Genomic DNA, 21,700 nt, shown 5'->3' on the forward strand with positions numbered 1-21,700 from the left:
ACAGATGAAGTTAAAGTTATCCGATATGAGAAAAGGCTGTCAGTATGTCCTCACGGGCATGCTGATGGTCTTTGTGCTTTTCTTTGTAACCAGTTGTTATCACCGTCACAGTACGAAGGGACAGCATGCTGCACTGGTGGAATACAGTGATCGCCAGCGCGATTCGATTTCTTTTTCTTCTACGCATCATTATACCTATCGCTACAATTTCGAGGTGGCAGCAGATTCTCTGATGCTTATCAAGCAGCAGCCGGAGGAATTCGTCAACCATCTTCCCATCGATTCTTTCGCAGTCATGAAGCACTGTCTTCTGGTTGTTTCTGATATCAGGATAATTCCGCAGGATCGTGTGGATTCAGTTTGGATCCAGTTGGCAACAGAAGATAATGTATTCGGTTGGACACATGAGTCTAATATGCTTTCTAAGGTAGTGCCCGATGATCCTATTTCCCAGTTTATCATGGTGTTCAGCAATACCCACCTGCTCATCTTCCTGATAGTCTTTGTGCTGATAGGAGTGAGTTATCTGGTGAAGAAGATCTTTACGCGAAATGCGCCTATCGTGCATTTCAATGATATCGACTCACCTTATCCAACAGCCCTTGTGCTGATGGTATCGCTGTCTGCTGCATTCTATGCCACGATTCAGACCTACATGCCTGAGGTATGGCGTCATTTCTATTTCCATCCTACGCTCAATCCTTTTGCAGTGCCTAAGGTGTTAGGCTTCTTCTTAGCATCCGTATGGGCGATACTCATACTTGCCATTGCCTGTGTGGATGAAGTAAAAAACCGTCTTACTTTGGGTGAAGGAATACTTTATTTGGGTGGGCTGATGGGTATGTGCGCCTTAGATTATATCATATTCAGTATCAGTACGTTATACACTGTTGGTTATATTATTTTAGTAGCGTATTTCTGGTATGCTATCCGGACTTATCTCAAGCGAAATTCCTGATATGTTCCCCTTTTCTGATTTTTCAGGTTCAGTCTGATTTCCTAATTTATAAGGATAATCCTTTCGGGATAATCTTTGTACCTTTGCAGCCGAAAAAATCAGTTGAATTATGTATTTTAAAATTTTGATAGCCGCATCTTTAGCTGCAAATTTTCTGCCAGTAAATGCAGAAAATGAATATCTGGCTAAAGCGGAAAGTATGCATCCAGCCAGTGCCGTTAATGGTAATTTGGTCAGTAGAGAGAGCGTTTTTGCGGATAGCAGCAAGGTATTTGATATTGATGAGATTGTAGTTGTTTCCCAACCCAAGGAAACCCGTCGCCTCCGTCAGCAGGCATTGAGCAGCAGTTCTCTCAGCAGTTTTCAGATGCATAAACTCGGTGTTCATGATTTGCGTGAACTCTCTCAGTATATCCCTAATTTTGTGATGCCTAATTACGGCAGCCGCTTGTCGTCTTCTGTCTATGTACGTGGCATCGGCAGTCGTGTCAACAGTCCTTCTGTGGGCATCTATATGGATGATATCCCGGTGATGAGCAAGTCTGCCTTCAATCTCCACAATTACCAACTGAGTCGTGTGGATGTGCTCCGTGGACCGCAGGGCACTCTTTATGGACAGAATACAGAGGGCGGACTCGTCAGAATGTATTCCCGCAATCCTTTTAACTATCAGGGTACGGATGTGAAATTGGGCTATGGCAGTCGCAGCTATCGCAATTTTGAGGTAGCGCATTATAATAAGGTGAATGAGAAGACAGCCTTCTCTTTGGCAGGTTTTTATGATGGACAGAACGGTTTCTTCCGCAATTCCTTTACTGGGGAAAGGGCTGACAAGATGAATGAGGCGGGCGGAAAACTGCTTGTAAAAACCCGTCTGAATGCCGGTTGGGATGTTGATGTTCTCGCCAATTATCAGTATGTAGATCAGAATGGATTTCCTTATGGTCGTCTGGACCTTGCAACAGGCAATACCGACCGTCCAGCCTCCACCTTTGCAGGCATCTATCGCCGCAACAATCTGATTTCCGGTTTGCGACTCACCCGTCAGGGAAAACTTTTCGATTTCACTTCCGTTTCGAGTTATCAGTATGTGAAAGACCATATGCTGATGGATCAGGATTATCTTCCGGCTGACTATATGCGCATCCTTCAGCAGCAGTTGCAGAATTCCTTTACCCAGGAGTTTACCTTCAAGGGCAAGCAGGCTGTGGGCGGATTCTGGCATTGGACATTAGGTGCTTTCTTCTCCCAACAGTGGTTGAAGACCAACGGACCAGTGTTCTTTGATGAAGCGATGACGGCGCCTATCGGCAATGCCATCCAGAGCCAGATGTATAATGCGATGGTGAAGGCGATGGCAGGCAAGATGATAGCACAGGGAATGCCTGCAGCTGCAGCCCAGGCTGCCGCTCAGCGAGCTATAGAACAAGCTGGTGGAGTAGGCATGGAGGTTTCCATGGGTGCGCCAGGATTGTATCATACGCCTCAGTCCAATCTCGGTTTCTATCACGAGAGCCTTTTCGATTTATCTTCTTCGCTTTCCCTTACCTTGGGTTTGCGTTACGATTATATGCTTACCTCCATCCATTACGAGAGTTCAGCCTATATGGCTATGAAGGCGAACGTGATGGGCAGGGAGGCAACTTATACTTTGCGCAGTATGCTCGATGGTCGCACGCACGATCATTTCGAAGAGCTGTTGCCTAAGTTGGGACTCACTTGGCGATTGGATTCCCATGGCAGTAATGTGTATGCGGTAGTCAGCAAGGGTTATCGTGCCGGTGGTTATAACATCCAGATGTTCAGCGATATTCTTCAGACAGAATTGAATGCCAACCGTCAGGCTGCGATGCGTGGTGATTATGATGTTCCTCATTCTGCTGAGGATTATGAGAAGGTGAATAAGACGATCTCTTATGAACCGGAAGTGAGCTGGAACTACGAGTTGGGAACCCATCTCAATCTCTTTGAGAATGCGCTTCATCTGGATCTCAGTGCTTTCTATATGCAGGTAAAGAACCAACAGTTGTCCGTGATGGCAGGTAATTACGGTTTTGGCAGAATGATGGTCAATGCAGGCAAGAGTCACAGTTGCGGTATTGAGGCTGCGCTCAGAGGTCAGCTCTTCAATGGTCATTTAGACTGGATGGTGAACTATGGTTATACCCGTGCCGTATTTGATGAGTACCGGAGTGGGGAAGGAGCCGAGGCTGAGGATTTCAAGGACAAGTTTGTACCTTATGTTCCGCAGCATACGCTTTCTGCTACTGCAGATTATCGCATTGATACAGATTGCCGTTTGCTCCGTTCGCTTACTTTAGGAGCCAATGTCAATGCACAGGGCAAGACCTATTGGGATCAGGCCAACAGTTACTGTCAGAATTTGTATGCAGTCTTAGGCGCTCATCTGGATGCCGATTTAGGCAAGGTCCTCATCAGTTTCTGGGCTCGTAATCTGACGAATACCCATTACAATACCTTCGCGGTAGATAATGCCGCCACAGGCAACAAGGAATACTTCGCCCAGCGTGGCAATCCTTTCCAGTGTGGCGTTGATCTCCGCTTCCACTTCTAATATTCCGTAAAAGGCGGGATTATATAAAAACCACCACATGCCAATAAATAAGTATGTGGTGGTTTTTATTTTGTTTGAGCATCTTTGAGAGGCTTGGCGGGTTCTCGTGTTGCAAAGATACGAATAATCATTGATAGGCGTTACTTTTGCTATCCGCCAAATCGCCAAAATCTATTGAGGCACCTTTCAACGACAGGAAAGCGCCAGCGTTAGCATACGCTCCGTCGAACAGCGACGGCAGATTCATCTGTCCCAGCTCAGTTCACGCCAGCTTTTAACCAACGTCTATTTGATGTAAAAGGTGAAACCATAGGCATTGCCGTCCACGGAAACGTCAACAACCACACTCCCTTTCTTCAGCGTTGCCCACTTGCCATCGACCTCCGCGGTTTTGAAATGGAACTTGTTCCTTAGTTCCGATTTTATGTAGTTATAGGCACGCTTGTTGCAGACACGAATCGAGACGAAAGGTCCGAAGCCAACGCTTCCTGCTATCAGCACAGAAGAATTACCTTTACCATATTTAATCGGACTGCCGTCTGCCGCCACCATACAATTCTTATAGTAGACATCCTCATAATAGAAGTCGTTCAACTCAGGGTCGTGATAGCGACCTCGAAACGCATAGCCGCTCTTTTCCGCTATTTTCTTAATACCAACGTTACCCTCTTTCACACTCTTTATCAGCTCACCAATGCTAATGATATCATTGAAAGACGCACGCGGCGCAGCAAACTGTCGCGGCGCACCCGTCATAGAGGTCTGGCTATAGCAGCAAAGTGTGCTAATTATGAATATCAGAAAAAATATTAATGTTTTCATATTTCATCATATCTTACCATTAATCATTATTCTGCCTAATGTTCCAGAAGCCATTAGTTTTGCAAGATTCTCTTTTTCTTCTAGAAGTTTGACATGGCTATCTCCATATTCATCACGAGTAACGTAGCTGACAAATGGGATCATCTTATTTCCTAATTCATCCAACAAAACGGGATTATGAGTTGTACAGAGTACATCAACTTGGCGCTTTCTTGACAATTCTTTTAGCATGTCAACTAATTCCTTGGCACGAGAAGGATGCAGGCCGTTATCCACTTCTTCGATGAGTAATAAACTATGAGGTGCAGCAGTTAAAAGAGCCACAACAATGGCTATGAAACGAAGTGTACCATCGCTCATGCCCCTTGCATCAACTGGCTGGTCTGGATTCCAATCTTCATAACAATAAAGCATGGCATCAGATTTAATCAGACCTACTGGTACAGATATAACTTTGTTGATATCACGTTCTGGAAGAGGACGGACATAACTTGATACAATATTTTCTACATTCTCTTTTTCCTCTGGAGCCATCGCGCATAATACACCAGCAACATTACTTCCATCTGGCTTTAACTCTTTAGAGATCTTGCAGTAGTCGCGCATCTTTGCAGGAACAGGATCAAGAATAACAATACTTCTTAGTGTAGCATACAAGCTTGACCATAAATCCATTGATGACGGAATATTATAGGTCTTCCATGTTATATTTCGAGTAGAATCCGTGAATTCATCAGGAACATTTTCCTCTGGGGTACTACCCAAGCGATGGATTTCACAAGGACCATATGAGAAGCCAGAATCCTTTTTAATTACTCTTAAATCAAGAATAAAATTACCTTCTTCTGTTTCTATTTCTGCTTCAATACAAAAAGTATTTTCCCCTCTACGGATAATCCAATCTTCACCTCCTCTAACAGTCTGAATGGCATCAAGAAGGCTTTTGCCATCACCCACGGCACGGAGAAAGGCGAACGCATCTAATACATTCGACTTGCCACTTGCATTGGTTCCAATAAGGATGCCTAAAGAATCAATATATATTGTAGAGTCCCTAAAACTCTTCCAGTTTTGTAACCTAATCTTTGTAATCATGGGCTGTGTATATTTTATTCACCAGTATATTTTTTGCAAAGCTAATCATTTTTTTTCGAAATGAGCAAAAAATGAGCAAAAAAAAATCAGTGCTACGACTGAGAGTAACACTGATTTTCTATTTTGTTTGTTGAACGGCAACTTTCTTGATGCTGCCATCGCTATATACCACGATATTCACGCCCTTGGTAGGAGAGGTTACTCGCTGTCCGTTGAGAGAATAGCGGGAGATTTCCTTCACATCGCTGCGATTTGTCACCTTGTCAATACCTGTCGCATCATACTCAATGATGTTTCCAAAGTCTTTCCAGACGTCAGCATTTATCAAATATTTTTAAAGAGGGAGAACTTGATGAAAAAGTGGTTGTTCGGAAATTCCGACAGACCACTCAGCATGGTGCTATGGCAGGAAAAACCCAAAGCAAAGAAGTGAAGTTCTATAACCTTGATGTTATCATATCTGTGGGCTATCGTGTAAAATCTATTCAAGGCACTCGTTTCCGTCAATGGGCTACAGAGCGACTGAATGAGTACATCGTAAAAGGGTTTACGATGGACGATGAACGACTCAAAAATCTTGGTGGTGGCAACTATTGGAAAGAGTTGCTCGACCATACTCGTGATTGTCATGAAAAGATTAACAAGAAAAAAGAAAATATTTTCTAGTTCAGCACCGATACCTCACTCAAGTTCACCAAGGTCTTCGAATACTATCAAGTTCGTTGGACGGTGGTTATGTATCGTGAGTGGCAAACAGGATTATAAAAAAGTGTTATGCTTCCGGGGATTTACTCCGGAAGCGTGATTTCGCCAGCCAAAGACATTTTCAGCTTTACACGGATGTATTTTAAGGATAAAACTAAATCTGTGTAAATCTGTGAAATCTGTGGGACATTTATGGGTGTACAGGATATGACTTCCGATACACCCACTTCTTTATGATTCCCTTCTAAATATGGAAATTGATTTCCTTGAGCCAGGCACGGGTGTCGAAGCAGGGACATTCCTTGTGGACGCCAGGTAAGTCGCGATGACCTAAAATCTCGGCATCAGGATAGTCAACGCAGAGGCTCTGGAGCAATTCCTCCATCGTTACCTTCTGGGCCAAGGTGCGGGTGTCCTTGCAGCGACCGTGCTCGTCCAGACCGCCCTCATAGCAGATGCCGATGCTGTGGGCATTGAAACCCTTGGCGTGAGCTCCCATCTGACTCTCCGGACGACCCGGATAGAGCGTGCCATCCTTCGTGATGTAGTAATGATAACCAATGGTCTGGAAACCTCTTGCCTTATGACACGCTTCCAACTGCTCTATCGTGAAATTCTGATTCACTCGCGTTGCACTGCAATGAAGTACAATCAGCGAAATATTTCTCTTGTTTTTACTCATAATTTTACCGTTTCCTGTTTTAAATGTTAATACTCTTAAATTTTATAGGTTGAGAAAGAAAAAGGAGATAAAGAAATGAAAGGAGGTGAAGGAGTTAAGACGGTTGCCTTCATTTCACTATAAGACTGTTGTCTTAACTCCTCTGTAATCCTTAGAAGCGATAACTCCTCAATTCCCTCCTTCTAAAAAATAGTGGTTAATCCTGTTTCGGTAAGTAGCAGAATAGGACCGCTATCCTCTGCAACTGGAAACGCAGAAAGCGCCGACAATTGCTGTCAAAACTGTAATGATGAAATTAATCACGTTCTTCAATGTTACATTCTTCATACTTTTCAAATTTTAAGTAGTTAATATTTTTGTGAATTCATTCTCAAGGCTCAGCGAGGACTATTTGAGTTCGTAGTCTCCATCGCCGTCTGTACCGCCGCCCTGTGAGTTGTCAGTGTTTCCACCGCCGCTCTGAGTGTTGTCCTTGTTGTCACCAGTCTGCGAAGAGTCTCCCTTGCTTGGGCCGTTGGTACCCGAACCGCTTCCGTCACCATCAGGACCAGATGGGGTAGTGGTCTTGCTTGAATCCTCGACGAGGAGGTTGGCAGCATTCTTCAGGGAAGCCTGGATATCGAGCTTGCTGCTGGTCAGATTACCGGTAGCACGGGCACGGAGCCTTACGCCATCAATGTTCTTCGCCACAGAGAAATCATCCTCACTATCAGCACCCTTCTTGGTCTTCAGACCGATGGAGAAGATGGCCAGATCGTCGATTTTCACGGCAAGACCCTGGAGCACTAACTCCTTGATGCACTTCACCATGTCGGTGAGCAAACCCTTGGTGGCACCGGGCGAGAAACCCGTATTGTGTTCGGTCATGTGCTCAGCGAGTCCGTTGAGATCGATGGTTTGAGTTACTACTGGGCGTGCATAGTACTTGCCATACGCCTTTTGAATTTTCGGGTTCTTGTTTTTAGATAATTTAAATAGAATCATAATTACTGTTTATTGAAAGTGGTTAATAACTGTTAGCCTCCAATCAGGGCTGCGCGCTCGCCTTCGTTTTCAGCTAAGTCACTCTCTCTGAATGACAATGCAAAGATACAACATTCTGCTGACTCACTTATCCCTTTCTATCCCTTTTGATGCTTTTCTATCCTTTTCTATCCTTTTCTATCCCTTTCTATCCCTTTCCGGAAGCCCTTTTTCTTCCTTCTGAGAGTCAATGTTCTGAGAATCTCCATCATGATTCTAAGGTTCGTCCAAATAATCCACTATCAGCTCTACCTGATGGCGACTGTAATACTTGGCAAATTTGCCCACCTTGCAGTCGTCGAGAGCCTCAGAGAGTTCGGGATTATTTTTGATCCAGCGCTTCAGACGGTTGAGCGCCACCTTGGCTTCCGATCGTGGAAAGTAGAGTAAAGCCAATTCTGTCTTTTCATAAATACGTATTTCCATATCCGATTGATTTTTAGTATGATATAAGTTGATTACTATCTCTAAATAAGTCATTTGCTATCCCGAATCAAGTCATTTAGGAGTGGCAAACAAGTCATTTAGTACCCGTAAACAAGTCATTTACGATAGCCAAACAAGTCATTTGCAACTCCTAAATGAGTCATTTTCTCATCGTATTTCAGTCATTTCACCGTCGTATCTGAGTCATTCCGGCTCTCTGCTATCGACAGTTTCGCCTCCTGATTGATATCATAGCCTTCCTTCTCGATTACGCTCCAACCTCTGCCTTGTTTTCTGCGTAATCTCCGGAATCCCATTTTTTCCATGACGTTCTGAATGTCTCCACTGGTCACGTTGTTTCGAATGGCAGGGTTGAATCCTATCTTTTCCATGATGTCGGCAGAGGTGGCAAATTTCATATTCGGATTCATCAGGTCGCCGTCTGTTGGTACCCTGAAATACTTGGCTATGAGCTCCTCCAGGAAGCTGTTGGCAAGGAACATCCTGTTGTGCAGTCTTTGCTTCTCCATGTCCTCGTAGGTGAGCCAAGGCACCCAGTCACCTTGCTTCAGTTTGCCCTCCTTGCGCTTTCTGATGAGTTCTTTCACGATATATATAGCCTGGGCATAGATATGATCGTGATCGATGGGATATTCGAAGGGGCTCTGGATTTTCTCCACCTCCCATACCAGGCAGCGGCGGTCTTCCTCTTCGCATATCACGTGGCGATTGTTGCTCGTGCCGCAGAGAGAGGCATGGCGCAGCAGCTGACTGGGATATTTGTCGTAGGGCACACGGATGGTTACGCTGCGCTTCGTCACACAACTCTTGAAGGAATTGAGATTCTTGCCATGTGGGGCATCAAACTCGTCGAGACAGATGAGCGCCTTGCTGGTCGTTATCTGCAGGAAATCCTTGTTCTTGTAGTCGGCGGAAGAATCGTTGGCATAGTAACTTCTGAGGCACTTGGGCAGGAGATTTTCCAGAAATTTGGTCTTGAAGATACCGCCACGACCCACGAGCACGAGCACCAGCTCGTTCACCATCTCCTTGCTGCCCCAGCCATATACCATGCTCACAAACCATTTGCGGAAGGCATACTTGAAGTACTTCTTGGTGTGATAGTATTCGGGCGCCTCCTTCACCGTGATACGTTCGCAGAGCTGGTCGATGTAGTCGGGATCGCCTTCCTTCCATTCTGGCAATCCCATGAGATAATCCTCGATGGGGTTGAACTTTTTCGTGAAATCCGACTTGATGGCGCTTTCCAATCTTTTCTTGTTGGTGCGCAGTCCGTCCATATCCATCAGCGTATAGATGGTATTCTCCACGGTCTCGGTCACCTCCGTCCATTTGTAGTAGAAGTCGCTCTGGGTATCGTAGGCCCTGATTTCCACCATGCCGGTCACGGTGTTCAGATGCATCTCATATCGGGTGTTAAGCCACTGCATCAGCACCTTCATGCTCGGGTTGGATCCGTATTTCTCTCCCTTCGAATAGAGATGCCAGCAGCCCCAACCTTCCGTATGATTGAACACCCAGTCCACGATGCTTTTCACACCGTCATACTGGCTTCCATATTCCGCCGTCATCCAGTTGAGCAGTTCTTCCTTCCTGGCACCGTAGTTGAAGCAGAAGGTGGCAAATCGCATGCAGAACTCGTGATGGCTGCCAGGCTCAAATCGGCAGAACCAGCCCTCAGAGAGCTTTTTCACTTGCTCTATCACGTCCTCCGTACTCGCTTGCGTCTGCTTCTTGCCGTTTGCCTTCCCTGAGGATGCGCTGCCCTGACTCTTTTTGGCGCTTCTACTGCCTTTCGATGAAGTACCGTTGGCTCTATCCGTCTCCAACTTTTTCTCCCTTTCCATCTCCGGTTTCAGCACGGTCTGGTAGAATTTCGTCACCTCCTCAGGCGAAAGGGGTAGGGGTTCCGCATCCCAGTTGAAGTAGGCTTTCTCATCGTGCGCCAGACCGCAGAGACGGGTCATGTCGAGGCACTGTCTGTCGGCATTGAGATTCAGCAGCTCATCATAGATTTTGATGGCCTTTGTGATGGCGAGGCGGTGCAGTTCAGTCTCAGTGAGCGTGCAGCCGGGGGGACGCGCATATTTCAGGAGGATTCTGAATCCCCTGCCGCTGATAGTGCGGTAACAAACCATGGTAGTAGGCTTTTTGATAGCCTTTTCCACGGCGTCTTCCAGGATGATGCTTGGCGTATGATCATAGTCGAGCATGGCCCAGTAGGTAGGTTTGCCGAAGTATTCGAGCGTTCTACCATCGGGTTTGAACTGGATAGATGGACAGATGGCAGCAGAGTTTCGCTTTTTGTTATCAGCAGCTTTTCTGTCGATATTTACCATTTGTCGGTAGTCATCCGTATGAATCTGGATGAATCTGTCTTGCATGATGAGCCATTCCAGTTCCTTCTTGCTTGACAGAGGTTTGTGGCTACTACTTCTGAGCGAAGTAAATAGCGAGGGCATGGTTTCTTCCATTAGCTTCCAAGTTAAATTGTTATTTTGGAAATTAGTTGAGGTCTGAAGATTGTTACTGTTTCAGATGAATGTCTCCATTTTGAATCAGGATGTTGATATTTTCGACGAAGTGTGTACTTTGAATGAACTTATCGGTCATTTTGAAAGCGTTTATTTTTTCTTCACGTTCTTCAATCGTTTGATTGATCTCCAGGGCCATATAGTCGGCATAAAAATCACTCTCTCTATGTCCTCTTTCATGCATATTTACTTGCTCTTGAAGGTCCTTTTCACGGAGGATAGCGCTAATCGTTACTTTCATTTCTATCAGCTTGATCACAGAGATAACTCCTGTTTCAAATCTCTTAATTAATTTTTTGTCGAAATGACCAATTTCCTGCAGTTTTTTCCCGGTGATATCATATTTCTGTATTTGCTGGATGAAGAAAACTTGTTGGGTTCTTATCCAGTTAGCAGCGGTCTCCAAAGCCTTCAGTTTTTCTTCAGAATAAACTGGGGTCATTTTTTTTGTTTCTCCCTTTTGTTTCCTTGGTTTCTCCATTTTCTTGCAATTATTAATATTATGCTGCAAAGTTCATCAAAAAATGCCAGATAGGGTGGGGGGTTATATAGAACCCCCAAGGTGCGAAAATAATATCCGAATATTTTGAATCTTTAACAGTTGGGGCTTTCCTGTGTATTTAAAATCTCCAGCCAAACCATCCTTTCGATAAAAGGAAAATAAAACTTTACAAATGAATGCCAAAGGTGTCGGTGACACTTACTTTTCATTTTTTTTTATGCATTGGATCCACTACCCTCCAATTTGGATGTCTCCCTCTGATTATCAATCTTTTATCTATTTTCGCGCGGTAAGTCATAAAAAAAAGAGTATATAAAAGTGTCACCTGTCACCGTTTTCTGCTGCGCCCTTTATTGGAGCCAGTTTGTTGGGTGACGCTGGTGACACGAGTTTTCAGTTTTTTTGTGGAGGGGTCTGTCACCCCTGTCACCCATCGGTATTGCGAAAAAAATGGAAAAATTGGGCAATTTTATTGAGGTTAGAACTAAAAACTGTTGAAATGTTTGGCGTATTCAAATTAAATTCGTATTTTTGCAATGGTATAAAATATAGGCTTATGGTACATGTAAATGAAACGATTGTAATGTTCCTTTATGTTCTATCGAAACATCAATCAAATACGAGACCTTTAGCCTTATTTCCTCCAATATTCTCCATCATATTGATTTTTTTTCCTTCAGATTTGCATTTTTCAAAAAATAATCGTACTTTTGCCCTCGAAGACGCAATAGTGCGTTAACAACATACATCATACAAATATTATGGCGAAATACATTAACCCATTTACCGACTGGGGCTTTAAGCGATTGTTCGGTCAGGAGTTCAGCAAGGATTTGCTGATAAGTTTCTTAAACGATTTGTTCGAGGGGGAATTTCAAGTCAGGGATGTCTCCTTCAAGGACAAAGAGCAGTTGGCTGATTCCAAGGATTTGCGAGGCTGTATATATGATGTCTATTGCGAGACAGATGAGGGCAAGCATTTCATTGTGGAGATGCAGAACAACTGGACGGTTAATTTCGTGAATCGCACGTTGTGTTATGCCAGCAAGGCTATTACCAATCAGCGTGAGAAAGAAAAGTCCAAGGACAAGCCTTCATTTTATGAGCTGGTTCCTGTCTATGTGATCAGTTTTATGAATTTCTCTCCTCATGTCGGAGAAGAGATCAGTCAGTTTAAATCTGATGTGATGCTGAGGGAGAAAAATAGCGAAGAGCCTTTCACAGACAAGCTTCGCTTCATCTATTTGAATCTTCCGTATTTCACAAAGAAGGCGGAGGAATGTGTAACAGATTTTGAAAAGTGGATTTACGTATTGAAGCATATGACAACATTAGAAAGAATTCCATTTGAGACGCAGAAGAAGATCTTCAAGCGTTTGGCAGAAGTGGCTGACAGCCGCTGCCTGAGCAAGGAGGAAATGGAAAAATATGAAGAGAGCCAGCGCCAGGTTGATAATTACAACCTGGGAATGTATAGTGCCTGGCTGGAAGGAAATGAGAAGGGGATTGAACAAGGTGAACTTGCTAAAAGTTTTGATGTTGCAAAGAATCTCCTTGCATTAGGTATGCCAGTAAGTCAAATCATGCAAGTTACAGGTTTGACAAAAGAGCAAATAAGCAGTTTGTAGGCTAAATAATAATGATTTGGAGATTGTAAAGCTCAAATTCTATTGGAGTTTGGGCGAGGACATTTGTGAGAAGCAGAAGCAATATAAATGGGATGCAAACTTCATGAAAAGATTGAGCCTTGATTTGCGTGCGGAATTTCCTCAGAGTGAAGGTTTTTCCAGGACCAATTTGTATGACATCAAAAGATGTTTCGCATTCTATTCAAGCCAAATTGAATTTGTCCACCAGACTGGTGGACAATTACAGGAAGTGGATGATGCCAATTTGCTTATATGCGAAGGAGACATTCCGAGTATTGGTATTCTTCTTTGCAAGGACAAAGATTCGTCAGTAGTAGAATGGTCTCTGCGTGGCATCACTACTCCTTTGGGTGTCTATGGGAAGTATGGCTATTAAAATTTGAAATAAGCTCTACTTTCATTTGAATATATAATATTTCGTAAAAAACTTATTGTTTTTTGCACATATTAATAATATGTATTAATTTTGCAACCAATAAAAAACTATTGAGATGACAAACTTCGATAAACAGAAACTGACAGAGATTGTATTATATATCTTGAATAAAACAAAAGGGTTAGACTACTACCATGTATTCAAGGTTATATATTTTGCTAATATTTCATATTTAGCAAAATATGGCTTTCCCATGGTTTCTGACGAATTCTGTGCATTGCCAGATGGACCTGTACCTTCTGTCCTTTATAATTGTATAAAAGGCGATCCTCAGTGTGATAAAGAATTGCAAGCAATGATAGACAATTGCGTTTCTAAAGGAACTGATGACGCTTATTATATGCTTGAAGCCAAGCGACAGGCAGACGATGAATACCTGTCAAAAGCTGATATTGAAGCTTTGGATAAGTCTATCTTCGAGAATGTAAATCTTCCATACGGTGAGTTACGTGCAAAATCACATGGCGAAGAATGGAAGCGTGCTTATGCCCAACAAGGGCGTAAAGTCATGGATATTATTGGTATGGCAAAAGATGGTATGGCATCCGATGATATGATAGAATATATTAAGGATAATCTGTTGGTGGAGGCTGCATTGTCATGACGAAACTCGGAGAATTATTGGGAACTATGGCTGACAAGTTAGCCCAAGATAGTCTTAACATCGGTGATGTTCACTTCCTCAATCTTGATTCAAATAATGGTATTACTCCCAAAGCAGGAGATACTTCCCGCAATAAATTCTTCATCATCCTTGGTTTTGATAATGAAGGTAATGTTATTGGTGGTTTAGTAATAAACTCAAACATCAATTATAATTTGCCAACGTCAGTTACAGACTATCAGCTACCTGTAACAGTTGAACAATTTTCATTTTTGGAGCACAACTCGTTTATCAACTGCTCAAAGATTATTGTGGCCAAGAGAAGTAAATTCAATAAAAATACTTATCGTGGGGCTATCTCCGATACAGAAATGATGGAACTGATTATCAATACCGTAAAAGAGAGTCCAACCATAAGCAAAAAGCAACTAAGAGAGTTTGGTATTATATAAGATACTGGCTTCGCCTGATGCTTTATATGAACATCTGGCGAAGTAAATATTGCTTTTGTTTTGACAAATGAATAGCATAAGCTTCTTGTACTTTTGCCAGTAAAATTTAAATCAATAGTATTTTATGATGTCATTCCTTACTCGCATATATCCATTCAAGCAGAGCAGACACTGGATGAGAGATGGATTTTTCTATGGTCTTGTCATTTGGGCTATATTATATTTTCTGCAGCCTTTCGGGTTCTGTCTGTATCTGGGCAATAAATGTCTTGCTGCTGCCTTGTTTGGCATGGTCACTTTCGTGTGCTATGCTCTTTATTTAGCTTTGGTATTGAAGCGTTTTCACCGAACTGTCAATCCCTGGCGCATCTGGCATGAAGGAATGGCAGTACTCGGGCTCATTGTCATGATTGCTTTTTGTAATTTTCTTTTATCCTCATTTCTCTTTCATTATACAATCACTATCAGGCTTTTTCTGTTGTTTTTGAACTGGACGATTATTGTCGGTGTGTTTCTGACTTTGCTGTCAGTCGGAATACAATACAACGGATATTTAAGAGACAGAATGGAAGATTTGTTGCACAAAACGACTCAGGAACAAAAGGAGGTGATTATTACAATCCACGATACGAGCAGCAGGGGAAATGATCTTGCGATGCCTATCAATGATCTGCTTTATATCGAAGCGCAGAAAAACAATATCTCGGTCTGTTTTGTAAAGGAGAATCATGTCGTTTCTGTTGATGTTCATAATACGCTGACACGTACTCTGGAAGAACTGAAGGGATATGATAATATCTTCCAATGTCACCGCTCTTTTGCCGTCAATGTGAACAATATATCTTCGGCTAAAGGTAATTCTAACGGGTATCAGTTGAAACTGGATAAATGTGCTGATATCATCCCAGTTTCGCGGTCATTTGTGCCTCAGTTTAAGACATATCTTACTTAGTTATTCGTCCTTTTTGTTAGTTGTTCGTCATCATAAGTTGTTGTCTGTCATAGGTTTTAGCTGTATATCCTGAGAATTTGGTTAGTTCCGTTTTGTGCTGTATCTTTGCAGCATGAAACAACGAATGATACATATCGCATTACTGCTATTTATGGTAGTTGATTTGACTGCTCAGACTCTGATTTCAGGAATGGTCATGAGTGGTCTGGAACCTCTTGCTGGTGCCAACGTTTTTATCGCTGGTACTATTGATGGATGCCTGACGGATTCTCTTGGAAGATTCTCTTTTTACACTTCCAAGACAGGAGAAATAACCCTGAAGGCAACCATGATAGGCTTTGAGGAATACACACAGGATTCTGATGTCAGCAAACTGAAGCATCTCACCATTTCAATGAAAGAAAAGGCTGCAACAATCCAAGAAGTTGTAGTATCTGCCAGCACTTACAGTTTTGGAAAAAGTGATCATTTCAAGACGATGGATGCGCTGGACGTGGTGATGGCAGGTAATTCATGTGGAGACATTGTGGCAGCTTTGCAGTCATTGCCAGGAACGCAAAAGGTGGGTGAGGATGGCAAACTCTATGTGAGGGGTGGTGAAAGCGAAGAATGTCAGACTTTTATCAATGGAATGCACGTACTTGTTCCCTATAGTACCAATGCCGAAAATACAGCAGTGCGAGGCCGTTTTTCTCCTTTTCTGTTCAAGGGAATTTGCTTTTCTCTTGGAGGTTATGGCGGAGAATATGGGCAGGCTCTTTCATCTGTTCTTCCGATGGAGACTACTGATGTGGCTACGAGCGACAAATATGGAGCCAGTGCATCACTGGTGGACTGGAATATCGGTGGAACTAAAGTGTTTGATACCAGCAGTCTGTCATTTAATGCGGCAATGACAAGCATGGGTATCTACAACCAGTTGTTTTCTGAAAGATTCGATTTCTACAAGCCATACCGGAAATTATCTGGTGAGGCCCAATATAAGATGGAGTTCAAGAATGCTGGAATTTTGAAGACATACGTTGGCTATGATTTTACTTCTGTAGGGCAACGTATTGATGATAGAAACCTGTTGCTGAAGGAGAACAATGTTTATACAAATGCTACCTATAAGGCAGCGATAGGGGCTGGTTATACCTTCTTTTGTGGTATGGCAAATTCATCTGTTTTCAATGATATAAAAGATGCCAAGGTTGCTGGTGACTGTTTTTATAATTTCAGAAATGAGATACATCTGAAGGCAGAAATGCGCAAGGTTTGTTCAGATGTACTGAAATTGTCGGTTGGTGTGGAGGATTATCAGCGAAACAGTTTATTGGAGTATGATTCCTATTGCTACACCCTGGATTATAACATTCTGGCTGCCCATGCTGATGCCCAGTGGAGGATGCTGCCCGGTGTGTTTCTGAATCTTTCAGCAAGGACTGAATATATGTCGCATGCGCAGTGGCTGTTCATGCCAAGAGCTACACTCTCTTATGTTCCCAACAAGATTTTCCAGATTTCGCTTGTTGCGGGACGGTATAGTCAGACTGCAAGTGATGATGATCTCGCCACCAGCAACTATTCTCTTGGGCAGTGTACTGCTGATCATGCTATCATCTCCATGCAATATAAATCGGCGGGTACACTTGTAAGGATAGAACCCTATTGGAAGAAATATCATCGGTTGCCTTTATGGGATAAGGGTGTTTATCTTCCGAAAGGATATGGGACGAGTAAGGGGTTTGATCTCTTTGTGGATGACCATTCTCTTTGCAGGCGTCTTTCCACCACCTTATCTTATTCATACAATGACTCCAGACGTTTCTATCTGGATTATACGGAAGAACGAACACCTGCTTTTGCTTCCAGACATAATCTGAGACTGACAGCGAAATATTCGTTCGGAAAAGCTATTCTGAGTTTGGCTGAATCTTATGCCAGCGGTCGTCTCTTTCTGCAAGGTAAGACTCCGCCGTATCACAGTGTAGATGTAAATCTGACTTATTTGCTGAGTCCCAAGGTGATTGTTTATTCTTCGCTGAATAACATCCTTGGTCGCACGAATGTTTTCGGATATGATGCCAAGGGTCGCCCGATTGTTTCATCCCGCGATAGATTCTTTTATATAGGTATATTTGTTTCACTTAAAAATAACAAAGCTTATGACATTTCAAATTTTTAAAAAGTTCATGTTGATGGGGATCTTCTTTTTGATCTCTACTGTAAGCATTCATGCTCAAGAGCCTAATATGCAGGCACTTATCGGACAGTCTCTTTCCAAACTCCAACAACCCACTCCTGAAAACTTCCTGAATTGTGTTGCTGAGATGAAACGTATTGATGATATGTTTCCGGATAGTATTCAACCTAAATTTCAGATGGTGTTGCAAAGCCTCAATTTTTCCGTTATGAATCCGCATGCTCTGGAAACGGAAGACCTGATGGCTGGAGCAGAAGAAACCATTGCTAAAATGGAAAAAATGAGGAATGCAAACCAGTCTGATATCTGTACTCTTCGAGGTTTTTTATGCATGGTACGTATCGTACAGAATCCTGTACAAAACGGCCAGCGCTATTATCTTGATGTCATGCAGAACTATGAGAAAGCGCTTAAACTCAATCCTGAGAACCAACTTGCCAAACAATTACAGCAAAAGTTTTTTGAGGGTATGAAGAAGCAAACTGGTTTATAAAAAAGTGATATGCTTCCGGGTATTTACTCCGGAAGCGTGATTTCTCCTGCCAGTGACTGTTTCAGTTTTTCGCGCACCATGCGATTGTCTGGATATCTGCCCTGCAGGTACATCAGTTTGGTGACGGCTGCCTCTACGGTACTATCGTAGCCACTCACCACATGAGCTACCTTGAGCTGGAACCCAGCACCATATCTCTCCATATCCACACATCCCGTGATGCACTGGCTGATGTTGATGATGTTCACACCGCGATGGGCTGCCTGATCGAGCAGTCGTATGATCCAAGGGGCATGAGGGGCATTGCCTGAACCATAAGTTCTCATCACAATACCTCGCAGAGATGGGGATTCCAGGACGTGGCGGACAATGGTATCCTGAATGCCTGGGAAGAGACTGAAGACGATGACGTTCGGGTCCAGTTTCATGTGAGGTACCATCGGCTTGTGATAGTCTGGTTCCAGAATGTGGTGCGGATGGAAAGAGAAGTTGATACCTACATCACAGAGATGAGGGTGGTTGAAGGAATCGAATGCATGAAATCCTTCTGCATTGATCTTCGTAGTACGGTTGCCGCGCAGCAACTTACCATTGAAGAAGATGCAGACCTCTGGTACTAACGGATGGCCTTCCTGATCTTTCATGGAGGCTATCTCGATGGCAGTCATCATGTTCTCCTTGCCGTCGGTACGCAATTCGCCGATAGGCAACTGGCTACCGGTGAGAATGACAGGCTTGGTCAGGTTTTCGAGCATGAACGATAGGGCAGAGGCGGTGTAGGCCATTGTGTCCGTGCCATGCAGAATGACGAAACCATCATAGTCATTATAATTGTTGGCTATCATGCCCACCAGTTCAGCCCATCCCATTGGGTCCATATCGCTGGAGTCTATCGGTGGGTCGAATTTTCTCACATCAATATCTGCCTGAATCAGTTGGAATTCGGGCATAGATGAAACCAAATGGTTGAAATCGAGAGGTTCGAGAACGCCTGTATTTACGTCCTTACCCATACCGATTGTACCGCCTGTATAAATAATGAGAATCTTTGGTGTACCTGTCATTTTTGAAATATTTAGCAATTTGTCAATTAATCGCCTGCAAAAATACGGAAAAACTTTGTAATGGCAAAGAAATGTATGATAAAAAATGACGAAGATGTGTCTTTTTGTTAGTTGCGTGGAAGGTGTGTCCTCTATGTTTTCCCGTGAACACCCTTTATTTCCTTTTTTTTTCTCATCATTTTATTTGTTTTTCCATATCTCATATTTCTTGTCTTTCATCTTTTTTTTCATCTTCCTCTTTTTCACACATTCCAAAATGTTTTTCCTCTTCCCCCAATCTCATCCCTCATTTCTCATTTGTAATATTATAAGGTATAAAGAGAGGGCGTAATGTATTGAAAATGAAAAGTTATGAAAATTTAATGCAAAATATTCGCTTGTTACAAAAAGAAGTATTACTTTTGCATTTGATTTAATAAAAATACTAAGTTGTTATGGTAAAAATCACATTCCCAGACGGATCTGTTCGTGAGTATGAGCAGGGCGTAACTGGTTTACAAATCGCCGAGAGTATCTCACCGGCTCTCGCTCGCAACGTTGTATCTTGCGGTGTAAATGGTGAGACAGTAGAGTTGAACCGTCCTATCAATGAGGATGCGAATGTAGAACTCTATAAGTTTGAGGATGAGCAGGGTAAGCACACATTCTGGCATACTTCTGCACACTTGCTCGCTGAAGCTCTTCAGGAGCTTTATCCTGGTATTCAGTTTGGTTTCGGTCCAGCCGTAGAGAGCGGTTTCTTCTACGATGTGATGCCAGCTGAGGGTCAGGTGATTTCTGAGAATGACTTCGCCAAGATCGAGGCTAAGATGTTGGAACTTGCCAAGAAGAACGAGCCTGTAGTTCGCAAGGAGGTTTCTAAGGCTGATGCACTCGCTGAGTTCAAGGCTGACGGTCAGGAATACAAATGCGAGCACATCGAACAGGACTTGGAGGATGGCACTATCACCACATATACCCAAGGTAACTTCACCGACCTCTGCCGTGGTCCTCACTTGATGAACACCGGTCTGATCAAGGCTGTGAAGATTACAAGTGTGGCTGGTGCTTTCTGGCGCGGTGATGCCAAGCGCGAGCAGATGACCCGTATCTACGGTATCAGCTTCCCTAAGAAGAAGATGCTCGACGAGTACCTGGTTATTCTCGAAGAGGCTAAGAAGCGCGACCACCGTAAGATTGGTAAGGAGATGGAACTCTTCATGTTCTCTGAGCGTGTAGGTAAGGGTCTTCCTATCTGGTTGCCAAAGGGTACTCAGCTCCGTCTGCGTCTGCAGGAGTTGCTCCGTTCTCTCCTGAAGCCTTACAACTATCAGGAGGTTATCTGCCCAGGTATCGGTGGCAAGAGTCTCTATGTTACATCTGGTCACTATGCTCACTATGGCAAGGATGCATTCCAGCCTATCCAGACTCCGGAGGAGGATGAGGAGTATATGCTCAAGCCAATGAACTGTCCTCACCACTGCGAGGTCTACGCCCGTAAGCCTCGTTCTTACAAGGATCTTCCTTTGCGTATCGCCGAGTTCGGTACCGTGTTCCGTTATGAGAAGAGCGGTGAGCTCCACGGTTTGACTCGTGTTCGTACATTTACTCAGGATGATGCACATATCTTCGTTCGTTCAGATCAGGTGAAGTCTGAGTTCGAGAATGTAATCGACGTAATCTTGAAGGTATTCAAGATTTTCGGTTTCGAGAACTACGAGGCACAGATTTCTCTCCGCGATCCTAAAGATACAGAGAAGTATATCGGTTCTGATGAGATTTGGGAAGAGAGCGAGAATGCTATCCGCGAGGCTTGCAAGGAGAAGGGTCTTGAGACTCGTGAGGAGGTTGGCGAGGCTGCCTTCTATGGTCCTAAGCTCGACTTCATGGTGAAGGATGCCATCGGTCGTCGCTGGCAGTTGGGTACCATCCAGGTGGATTACAACTTGCCTGAGCGTTTCAAGCTGGAATATACAGCTGAGGATAACTCAAAGAAGACTCCTGTGATGATTCACCGTGCACCATTCGGTTCATTGGAGCGTTTTACAGCCGTTCTCATCGAGCATACAGCAGGTCACTTCCCATTGTGGTTGACTCCAGACCAGGTTGCTATTCTCCCTATCTCTGAGAAGTTCAACGATTATGCTCAGAAGGTACGTCAGTATCTTGACAAGCAGGGTGTTCGTGCTTTGGTTGATGATCGTAACGAGAAGATTGGTCGCAAGATTCGTGACAACGAGTTGAAGCGTGTTCCTTACATGGTTATTGTAGGTGAGAAGGAGAGTGCCGAGGGCCTCGTTTCCATGCGTAAGCAGGGTGGTGGCGAGCAGGCTACCATGAGCATGGAAGAGTTTGCTCAGCGCATCAATGCTGAGGTAGCAGAGCAGCTGAAGGCAGCAGAGGAGTAATTTCTCACGCTGATATATTATTTAAGTCACGCAGATTTCGCAGATAACGCAGATTTTCCTTTGGGTATTCTTTGTTGGAGTACTTGGAAAACGGCGTAGTTTGGGGAATCTGCGTGAGTCTTTTAAAAGGGGGGA

Annotated in this window: 20 protein-coding genes and 1 pseudogene; 11 read left to right on the plus strand and 10 right to left on the minus strand. The window is 43.6% G+C overall.

The genetic code is table 11. From position 1 onward, the window contains the following. Positions 1-25 precede the first annotated feature (25 nt). Entirely contained in the window at positions 26-958 is a 933-nt protein-coding gene (locus KUA50_RS03915) for a zinc ribbon domain-containing protein (RefSeq protein WP_218456234.1), read from the plus strand. A 109-nt stretch (positions 959-1,067) separates the two neighbouring features. Further along, positions 1,068-3,533, plus strand: coding sequence for a TonB-dependent receptor (locus KUA50_RS03920; RefSeq protein ID WP_256624158.1), 2,466 nt, complete (start codon positions 1,068-1,070; stop codon positions 3,531-3,533). Positions 3,534-3,818: 285 nt separating this feature from the next. Here KUA50_RS03920 and KUA50_RS03925 read toward each other — a convergent pair whose 3' ends face one another. From KUA50_RS03925 to KUA50_RS03935, 3 genes are all read right to left on the minus strand, one after another. Then, a complete protein-coding gene (locus KUA50_RS03925) occupies positions 3,819-4,355 on the minus strand; it encodes a hypothetical protein (RefSeq protein ID WP_218456233.1) in 537 nt (178 codons plus the stop codon). 6 nt (positions 4,356-4,361) lie between these two features. Beyond that, a complete protein-coding gene (locus KUA50_RS03930; RefSeq protein ID WP_218456232.1) occupies positions 4,362-5,450 on the minus strand; it encodes an AAA family ATPase in 1,089 nt (362 codons plus the stop codon). 118 nt (positions 5,451-5,568) lie between these two features. Then, the gene (locus KUA50_RS03935) at positions 5,569-5,778 is read right to left on the minus strand and encodes a hypothetical protein (protein ID WP_218456231.1); all 210 of its coding nucleotides are present in this window, start codon (positions 5,776-5,778) and stop codon (positions 5,569-5,571) included. Between KUA50_RS03935 and rhuM the strand changes: the two are divergent. Further along, positions 5,766-6,074, plus strand: a pseudogene (rhuM, locus tag KUA50_RS03940) (RhuM family protein); the annotation flags it as partial. The gene KUA50_RS03935 and the pseudogene rhuM overlap by 13 nt on opposite strands. Positions 6,075-6,399: 325 nt before the next feature. Here the strand turns inward: rhuM and KUA50_RS03945 are convergent. The 6 genes from KUA50_RS03945 to KUA50_RS03965 all read right to left on the minus strand — a co-directional run bounded on the left by KUA50_RS03945 (position 6,400) and on the right by KUA50_RS03965 (position 11,322). Then, complete coding sequence (locus tag KUA50_RS03945) at positions 6,400-6,837, minus strand: N-acetylmuramoyl-L-alanine amidase (RefSeq protein WP_218456230.1); 438 nt, start codon at positions 6,835-6,837, stop codon at positions 6,400-6,402. Positions 6,838-7,068: 231 nt separating this feature from the next. Then, on the minus strand, positions 7,069-7,164 hold the full coding sequence (locus tag KUA50_RS16850; RefSeq protein WP_022110163.1) for a smalltalk protein: 96 nt from the start codon (positions 7,162-7,164) through the stop codon (positions 7,069-7,071). A 60-nt stretch (positions 7,165-7,224) separates the two neighbouring features. Further along, positions 7,225-7,821 carry a DNA-binding protein gene (locus KUA50_RS03950; protein ID WP_218456229.1) on the minus strand — a complete coding sequence of 199 codons (597 nt, stop codon included), beginning with the start codon at positions 7,819-7,821 and terminating at the stop codon, positions 7,225-7,227. A gap of 255 nt (positions 7,822-8,076) precedes the next feature. Then, positions 8,077-8,286, minus strand: coding sequence for a DUF4248 domain-containing protein (locus KUA50_RS03955; protein WP_022110161.1), 210 nt, complete (start codon positions 8,284-8,286; stop codon positions 8,077-8,079). Positions 8,287-8,468: 182 nt separating this feature from the next. Beyond that, entirely contained in the window at positions 8,469-10,769 is a 2,301-nt protein-coding gene (locus tag KUA50_RS03960; RefSeq protein WP_218456228.1) for a BT4734/BF3469 family protein, read from the minus strand. A gap of 64 nt (positions 10,770-10,833) precedes the next feature. Further along, positions 10,834-11,322 carry a hypothetical protein gene (locus KUA50_RS03965; protein ID WP_218456227.1) on the minus strand — a complete coding sequence of 163 codons (489 nt, stop codon included), beginning with the start codon at positions 11,320-11,322 and terminating at the stop codon, positions 10,834-10,836. A gap of 782 nt (positions 11,323-12,104) precedes the next feature. On the opposite strand from KUA50_RS03965, the gene KUA50_RS03970 reads away from it, so the two are divergent. The 7 genes from KUA50_RS03970 to KUA50_RS04000 all read left to right on the plus strand — a co-directional run bounded on the left by KUA50_RS03970 (position 12,105) and on the right by KUA50_RS04000 (position 18,114). Next, positions 12,105-12,971, plus strand: coding sequence for an Rpn family recombination-promoting nuclease/putative transposase (locus KUA50_RS03970; RefSeq protein ID WP_218456226.1), 867 nt, complete (start codon positions 12,105-12,107; stop codon positions 12,969-12,971). Between the two features lie 16 nt (positions 12,972-12,987). Further along, on the plus strand, positions 12,988-13,368 hold the full coding sequence (locus tag KUA50_RS03975) for a DUF1016 N-terminal domain-containing protein (RefSeq protein ID WP_218456225.1): 381 nt from the start codon (positions 12,988-12,990) through the stop codon (positions 13,366-13,368). A 115-nt stretch (positions 13,369-13,483) separates the two neighbouring features. After that, positions 13,484-14,032: a Panacea domain-containing protein gene (locus KUA50_RS03980; RefSeq protein WP_022111360.1), complete on the plus strand. Its 549-nt coding sequence runs from the start codon at positions 13,484-13,486 to the stop codon at positions 14,030-14,032. 26 nt (positions 14,033-14,058) lie between these two features. After that, positions 14,059-14,484, plus strand: coding sequence for a hypothetical protein (locus KUA50_RS03985; protein WP_218456224.1), 426 nt, complete (start codon positions 14,059-14,061; stop codon positions 14,482-14,484). A gap of 124 nt (positions 14,485-14,608) precedes the next feature. Beyond that, on the plus strand, positions 14,609-15,436 hold the full coding sequence (locus tag KUA50_RS03990) for a LytTR family DNA-binding domain-containing protein (RefSeq protein WP_218456223.1): 828 nt from the start codon (positions 14,609-14,611) through the stop codon (positions 15,434-15,436). Positions 15,437-15,548: 112 nt separating this feature from the next. Then, a complete protein-coding gene (locus tag KUA50_RS03995; protein WP_218456222.1) occupies positions 15,549-17,603 on the plus strand; it encodes a TonB-dependent receptor in 2,055 nt (684 codons plus the stop codon). Then, positions 17,584-18,114, plus strand: coding sequence for a hypothetical protein (locus tag KUA50_RS04000; protein ID WP_218456221.1), 531 nt, complete (start codon positions 17,584-17,586; stop codon positions 18,112-18,114). The genes KUA50_RS03995 and KUA50_RS04000 overlap by 20 nt, the downstream gene beginning before the upstream one ends. Before the next feature lie 23 nt (positions 18,115-18,137). Here KUA50_RS04000 and KUA50_RS04005 read toward each other — a convergent pair whose 3' ends face one another. Beyond that, positions 18,138-19,178 (minus strand): asparaginase, encoded by a 1,041-nt coding sequence (locus KUA50_RS04005; protein ID WP_218456220.1) that lies wholly within the window; start codon positions 19,176-19,178, stop codon positions 18,138-18,140. 434 nt (positions 19,179-19,612) lie between these two features. Between KUA50_RS04005 and thrS the strand changes: the two genes are divergently transcribed. Continuing rightward, complete coding sequence (gene thrS / locus KUA50_RS04010; RefSeq protein ID WP_218456219.1) at positions 19,613-21,565, plus strand: threonine--tRNA ligase; 1,953 nt, start codon at positions 19,613-19,615, stop codon at positions 21,563-21,565. The last annotated feature ends 135 nt before the right edge of the window (positions 21,566-21,700 follow it).

The sequence above is a fragment of the Segatella hominis genome, from assembly GCF_019249725.2.
GTDB lineage: Bacteria > Bacteroidota > Bacteroidia > Bacteroidales > Bacteroidaceae > Prevotella.

Coding starts and splice junctions, on each gene's coding strand:
- KUA50_RS03915 (WP_218456234.1), top strand. CDS start 26: ATGAGAAAAGGCTGTCAGTATGTCCTCACGGGCATGCTGATGGTCTTT.
- KUA50_RS03920 (WP_256624158.1), top strand. CDS start 1,068: ATGTATTTTAAAATTTTGATAGCCGCATCTTTAGCTGCAAATTTTCTG.
- KUA50_RS03925 (WP_218456233.1), bottom strand. CDS start 4,355: ATGAAAACATTAATATTTTTTCTGATATTCATAATTAGCACACTTTGC.
- KUA50_RS03930 (WP_218456232.1), bottom strand. CDS start 5,450: ATGATTACAAAGATTAGGTTACAAAACTGGAAGAGTTTTAGGGACTCT.
- KUA50_RS03945 (WP_218456230.1), bottom strand. CDS start 6,837: ATGAGTAAAAACAAGAGAAATATTTCGCTGATTGTACTTCATTGCAGT.
- KUA50_RS16850 (WP_022110163.1), bottom strand. CDS start 7,164: ATGAAGAATGTAACATTGAAGAACGTGATTAATTTCATCATTACAGTT.
- KUA50_RS03950 (WP_218456229.1), bottom strand. CDS start 7,821: ATGATTCTATTTAAATTATCTAAAAACAAGAACCCGAAAATTCAAAAG.
- KUA50_RS03955 (WP_022110161.1), bottom strand. CDS start 8,286: ATGGAAATACGTATTTATGAAAAGACAGAATTGGCTTTACTCTACTTT.
- KUA50_RS03960 (WP_218456228.1), bottom strand. CDS start 10,769: ATGCCCTCGCTATTTACTTCGCTCAGAAGTAGTAGCCACAAACCTCTG.
- KUA50_RS03965 (WP_218456227.1), bottom strand. CDS start 11,322: ATGGAGAAACCAAGGAAACAAAAGGGAGAAACAAAAAAAATGACCCCA.
- KUA50_RS03970 (WP_218456226.1), top strand. CDS start 12,105: ATGGCGAAATACATTAACCCATTTACCGACTGGGGCTTTAAGCGATTG.
- KUA50_RS03980 (WP_022111360.1), top strand. CDS start 13,484: ATGACAAACTTCGATAAACAGAAACTGACAGAGATTGTATTATATATC.
- KUA50_RS03985 (WP_218456224.1), top strand. CDS start 14,059: ATGGCTGACAAGTTAGCCCAAGATAGTCTTAACATCGGTGATGTTCAC.
- KUA50_RS03990 (WP_218456223.1), top strand. CDS start 14,609: ATGATGTCATTCCTTACTCGCATATATCCATTCAAGCAGAGCAGACAC.
- KUA50_RS03995 (WP_218456222.1), top strand. CDS start 15,549: ATGAAACAACGAATGATACATATCGCATTACTGCTATTTATGGTAGTT.
- KUA50_RS04000 (WP_218456221.1), top strand. CDS start 17,584: ATGACATTTCAAATTTTTAAAAAGTTCATGTTGATGGGGATCTTCTTT.
- KUA50_RS04005 (WP_218456220.1), bottom strand. CDS start 19,178: ATGACAGGTACACCAAAGATTCTCATTATTTATACAGGCGGTACAATC.
- thrS (WP_218456219.1), top strand. CDS start 19,613: ATGGTAAAAATCACATTCCCAGACGGATCTGTTCGTGAGTATGAGCAG.